General features: G+C 34.6%; 4 protein-coding genes and 1 pseudogene. All 5 read right to left on the reverse strand.

The genetic code is table 11. From position 1 onward, the window contains the following. Positions 1-153: 153 nt before the first annotated feature. Positions 154-1,760 (reverse strand): annotated as a pseudogene (locus OZD63_RS03425) (AAA family ATPase); the annotation flags it as partial. Between the two features lie 204 nt (positions 1,761-1,964). Continuing rightward, positions 1,965-3,191: a DEAD/DEAH box helicase gene (locus OZD63_RS03430; protein ID WP_275008122.1), complete on the reverse strand. Its 1,227-nt coding sequence runs from the start codon at positions 3,189-3,191 to the stop codon at positions 1,965-1,967. Positions 3,192-3,226: 35 nt separating this feature from the next. Continuing rightward, positions 3,227-3,478: a cold-shock protein gene (locus tag OZD63_RS03435; RefSeq protein WP_064124857.1), complete on the reverse strand. Its 252-nt coding sequence runs from the start codon at positions 3,476-3,478 to the stop codon at positions 3,227-3,229. A gap of 174 nt (positions 3,479-3,652) precedes the next feature. Beyond that, the gene (locus OZD63_RS03440; RefSeq protein ID WP_275008123.1) at positions 3,653-4,987 is read right to left on the reverse strand and encodes a TldD/PmbA family protein; all 1,335 of its coding nucleotides are present in this window, start codon (positions 4,985-4,987) and stop codon (positions 3,653-3,655) included. Positions 4,988-5,005: 18 nt separating this feature from the next. Beyond that, a complete protein-coding gene (atpG, locus tag OZD63_RS03445) occupies positions 5,006-5,878 on the reverse strand; it encodes an ATP synthase F1 subunit gamma (protein WP_275008124.1) in 873 nt (290 codons plus the stop codon). Between the last annotated feature and the right edge of the window lie 239 nt (positions 5,879-6,117).

Below are 6,117 nucleotides of genomic sequence, written 5' to 3' on the forward strand. Positions count from 1 at the left end.
GGTTTTGTTTTCTTTCTGCTACTCTCCAGTATTGGTCTAATTTTTTTAAATTGTTCTTTACTTATATCGCTTGGATAGCTTTTTTGCATAGATATACCTCTTTCTTAACTATGCTTATTTTACCTCATATTTTCGAGATCCTTAACAGGTTCTAAGATTCATGCCCATGCTTTCTGCTAATTGTTTTGCTAGCTCGGTTTTACCAACACCGGTTGGCCCTGCAAAAAGATAATTTGCTAAAGGCTTATTGTAATTTCTCAACCCAGATTTAGCAATTTTAATAGAATTAACAAGAGATTCTATTGCCTGCTCTTGGCCAAAAATCACCTTCTCTAGATTAGCTTTTAAAGACTTTACTTTCTGCAAATCATCAGATTCAGATCCGCAAGGCACATTTATAATTCTAGTAATGGTATTCTTAATATCTCTACTATTTACAATTTTACCCCTGTTTCTTAGCAATTTACAATATGCCCCTGCCTCACCAATAACATCAACCGCTTTATCAGGTAATATTCGCCCAGTAATATACTTATGCGAAAGTTCAGCCGCAGACCTAATGGCATTCTTTGTATAATATACTCCATGATACCCTTCATAGTAGTGCTTTATACCATCTAGTATCTTTATCGTTTCATTAACAGAAGATTCTTTAACATTAATTTTTTGAAACCTTCTCGCTAGTGCTTTATCTTTTTCAAAACTAGCGCTGTATTCTCTATATGTGGTGCACCTATACAACGCAGTGTACCTCTTGCAAGCGCAGGTTTGAGTAGGTTACCTGCATCAAGAAAGCTACCACTTGTAGAACCTGCTCCAATGATAGTGTGTATTTCGTCAATGAAAAGGATAGCACCTGGTTTTACCTCAATCGCTTTTATTATAGATTTTATTCTCTCTTCAAAATCACCTCTGTAGCGTGTCCCTGCAAGGAGTGATCCTAAATCCAAAGCATAAATTATACTGGACCTGAGTGCACTCGGAACACTGCCTTCAATGATCTTCAATACCAAACCCTCAACTATTGTTGTTTTGCCAACACCTGGGTCTCCAACATATAAAGGGTTGTTTTTTCTACGCCTCAATAATATTTCTATAGTGCGATTTAATTCATAATCACGACCAATAACATAATCTATTTTTTTGCTTCTTGCATAGTCATTTAAATTTTTACAATAACTTTGTAGAATTTCCTCATCTTTTAGTAGCTCACCTTTATTTACTGTAGTAGGAGCGTCATTATTTTTATCAAGTTTTACTTTATGATTGGTGGTGTATTCATCTATATCGTTAGAGTATTTCATATTAGATATATGGTAAATCAAATTGGAATCTTTCGCACTTTGTTTCTGTAATAGATCTTCAACGTATAAATCTTGCCCAGACAAAATCTCTACTAGAACACTTGCTCCATTTATTTCTTTTTTCCCCAAGCTATGAGCCCGTATTATTGCTCTGTGTATTATGCATTGAAACATTGAGCTAGGTTTAACTCCACTGATAATCAATACAGAACTGCTTTGTAAAAACCCTTTTATATTATTATTATAATCATTAGCCTTAATATTGCATCTTGATAGAATGTTATCCATATTGATGATTTCATCGGCTCTGATATTACATCTTGATAAAACGTAATTTACGTCCACGTCTTTAGTTAACGCCAGCAATAAATGTTCTACTTTCGCATATTTTAGATTAAAATTAGAAGCAATGAATAGTGCTCTATTCAAACTTGCCTCTAAGTTTTTGGAAATCATCTCCTATTCTCTTTAAAAGTGGGAACTCATATATAATGAATAGCACACAATTATTAAAAAAATTGAAATCCAACAGTTCGCTGTAGCTAATTTGAATCCCCACTCTGGATCTACGTCATAGCACCGCGATATCTCAACATAGATTCCGCTAATGAGTAGCGGAATGACGAGTTTTACGCTTATCAAGTTGTAGGTAAATTCTATTTAATACGCTTTTTCTAGTACTCTGCTTTTCTTCTGAAATGCATTGATCTTTTTTCTACCGTATTTAGTCTTTAGCGTACTTGGCCTTTTAAAGACCTTTTTGCTGTTACGTTTTTTAAATTGCACACTACAATCAAAATTTGGCTCTCCTTCTTTGTCTGCCAGCGCAGGCAGTCTTCTCTTATCTTGAGGTGTAACAAAAGATAGCGCATGCCCTTCAGCTCCAGCACGTGCAGTTCTACCTATACGATGAATATAGTCAGCTTGCGATTGTGGTGCATCATAATTGATAACATGTTGAATGTGGGGAATATCAAGGCCGCGAGAAGCAACATCTGTTGCAACCATGATTTGATTACGGCCACGACGAAAAGAATTAATGACCCTTTCGCGCTTGTGCTGCCTTAAATCACCATGAATTGCTAAAGCGCTATAGTCATCTTTATGCAATCTGCTAGCTAGCTGATCCGCTCCTTGCTTTGTTTTGACAAAGATAATGATTGACCCTTCGCGCTGACATAGTTGTATAACAAGCTTCCCATATTTTTCTGATTCTGATGCATAAACAACTTCTTGCTTAATTTTTACAGAAGTTGTAGCCTCACAATCAACAGAAATACGTTCTGGTCGATTAAGGTACTTCTCAGTAAGTTCAACTATATCACTAGGAAGAGTTGCAGAAAACATAAGAGTCTGCCGTATTTTTGGCAGATATTTCATGATCCCTTCAATTTGAATTCCAAAACCCATATCAAACATACGATCCGTTTCATCAAGCACAAGAACGCTAACATTGCGAGTAATCAAAGTTTTACGCTCAATATGGTCTATAATACGACCAGGAGTACCTATTACAATTTGTGGTTTTTTCTGAAGCTGATTTAGCTGCCTAAAAATAGGCTCACCACCAATCAATAAAGCGACCCTTAGTGCAGAATTTTGAAATAAGAGTTTTCTTATCTCATTTGTTACCTGATGCGCAAGCTCCCTGGTTGGCACGATGACTAAAGCTGAACCAGTGTTAGGCTCATTCAGCAACTTAGCAACCAACGGAATAGCAAATGCCAAAGTTTTTCCAGTTCCCGTTTGAGCAGACCCAAGAATATCTTTACCTTGTAGCGCTAAGGGAATCGCTTGTATTTGAATCGGAGTTGGGACGAAAAGATTATTTTTATCTAGAGCTTGTGTAAGCAAAGCTGGGAGACCCATCCCATGAAAATTATTCACAATACGTTAATCCTGTTAAAAGACTTCATAATAGATTAATCTTCCAATCTTAAATTTATTGCAGATTTTTTATCTTCTCCGTTTCTACCGCGCTCCTCTTTAACCTCATAACTCACCCTTTCTCCTTTTATCCCCTTCTCTTTATTCTCTCCTTTAAGTGTCTCAGGCCTTATTCCTGAACGTTCCAACGTGCTAATATGTACAAAAACGTCACCCCCTTTACCTTCTGGCTTGATGAAACCATAGCCTTTTTCGGCATTAAACCATTTTACATTACCAAATTCCATTTAAACAACTCCTAAATTATTAATTAACATTACTAATGTGATGAAAAACTTTAAAATTACGATTGAGAATGCTTTAAGCTTAGCTATTGAAACTAAACCTTTATACTCCATAGTCTATTCTTAACATTACATGACAATAATACACAATTGTTGTACTTAATGCAAATAAAATTTTTAATCGTTAAGCGAACCTGCAACCGTCATTTCGCTAACTTTAATCGTTGGTGAATTAAATTGCCCACAAAAAGTTAGATCATCTGCAACGACTAAATTGCTAAACATATCCTTCAAATTGCTAGCAATGATAATTTCATGTATTGGATACATTATTTTTCCATTTTCTATAAAAAATCCGGAAGCGCCTTGGCTGTAATCGCCATTGATTAAATTAACACCAAAACCAAATAAATCAGTTACATATATTCCCTCTTTCACTTTCTGAATTAATTCTTCAAACGATACATTACCATTCTCAATGTAGAGGTTACTAGCTGCAGGAATAACTGCAGCATTACTTGCACGAGTTGCACTTCCGGTTGTTTCTGAGTCTAATTTTCTAGCCGAGTATAAGTCTAAAATCCAATTTTGTAATATTCCGTTTTTTACAAATATATTTTTCTTGCTAGTTATCCCTTCTCCATCAAATGGCCTCGATGCTATGCCTCTTGGCAACAATGGATCATCGATAATATTAATTCTATCGTTGAAAATCTGAGCGTTTAAACTACCCCTCAAGAAAGAACTGTTGCTTATAATACTGCTCCCATTTATAGCAGAAGCAAAACTTTTTACTAGCCCTTTTGCTGCTCTTTTTTCAAAAATAACTGGAAATTTACCAGTTTTCATTGTACGTGAATTCAATTGATCAACTGCTCTTTTTGCTGCTTCTTTTCCCATTAACTCTGGCAACTTTAAATCACTAAAATTACATGCTATATCATAATCGTAACCAACCTTCATTTCACTTTCTCTTCCAGCAACAACAGAGACCTGATTAGCAAAGGTTGATTTACTAAACGAGCCAATAAAACCAGAAACAGTCGATAATACTGTATTCACTAAAGCGTATGAAGAAGAGGCTCCTTCAGAATTAGTGATACTCTTATGTGCAAGGGCTGAATTTTCTGCAGCTTCAGCAATTTCTTTTAGGTTATCAACGGTTACAACATTATTATCTGAGATACTTAAATCTGCAGAAGAGATATAATTACTACCATTTACAGCAAAATTAATGCAAGGATCTTCTGGCGCATTCTTTGCCATTTCTACCACTTGGCTTACTGTATCACTCAGATTATTCAAATCGTTTGTAGAAATATACGCAGCTTTGTTTTTACCTGCTATAGCTCTGATTCCTACAGTGCAATTTTTAGATTGTGATATTTGCTCAATTTTTGATAGACGCTGAGAAACTGAAGTCTTATTAGTTTCATATATTGTAACTTCCGCATCTTGATTTTGCTTTTTTATTAGTTTAGTAATATCTGCTGCAATATTTAATATATTCATTTTCTATTCCTTAGATTTCTATAAAGATTCTGCACCACCTATAACTTCAATTAAATCAGTCGTAATCGCTGCTTGACGAGAACGATTATAAAGCAATGCTAATTTGTTCAGTATCTCTTTAGTGTTTCTGTTTGCTGATTCCATAGCAACCATTCTAGCACTATTCTCACTCGTTGCACTTTCAAGTAAAGCAGAGTAAAGAGCAATTACAACGTAATCTTGAACCAAAGATTTTAAAATAAATTCAATATTTTGTGGTTCATACTCATAGCCGTAATCTGTTGTTGGACCAGCCAGAGAGCTATCAATCAAGGATGAGTCTTTACTCCATGGTTTTATTGTTTCCAACATTGGTTTTTGCGTGAAGGTATTATAGAATTTACTATAAAAAACTTTAACTTTATCGTATTTACTTAAATCTATACCATCAACCAAAGCTTCTACGTGCTTTAACGTGATTCCCTTACTATTTTCAATTTTTAAGATACTTTTAGAGTCAAGTCTATTTTTACCTACATCAAAAGCTTTTTTACCAAGAAATACAATATCTACTTTTTTGCCATTTGCGATTGACTTATTTACACGCTCTTGACTAAATTTGACAATAGAAGAGTTAAAGTTGCCGCACAAGCCACGATCAGACGCAACAATGAATACTAGGTAAGAACCGTCGTTACTGACATTTAGAATTTTTGCTAGTAATTCTTGATCAACTGATAGCATTAATGAAGAAATAATGTTATGCAGCTTAGATACATATAATTTTGAATTTAATAACTTCTTTTGGCTTTGTAACAACTTTGCTGCAGAAACCATTTGCATTATTTTCGTGGTTTTCTGTACAGATTTAATATTCTTAATTCTTAAGGATAATTCCTTTAAGCTCTTCATTTTGTATACAACCCTGATTTATCAAAATATATAACTGTTAGTGTCTAAAAGCAAGTTTTTTTGACATTAAGACCAAGTCTAGCTAAGAAACTTGCAGGTTTATTGTTTGGAGATAAGGATTATATTAAGAAAGTGCTCTAACTTCAGCAATATCAATGTGAAAGTAGCCTAAGAGGTTGTCCACAAACCAGTAAATCAAGCATATTCCCTACTTAACATAACTTTACTCATAGCCAGAT

The organism is Wolbachia endosymbiont of Drosophila leontia (assembly GCF_028981785.1).
GTDB lineage: Bacteria > Pseudomonadota > Alphaproteobacteria > Rickettsiales > Anaplasmataceae > Wolbachia > Wolbachia pipientis.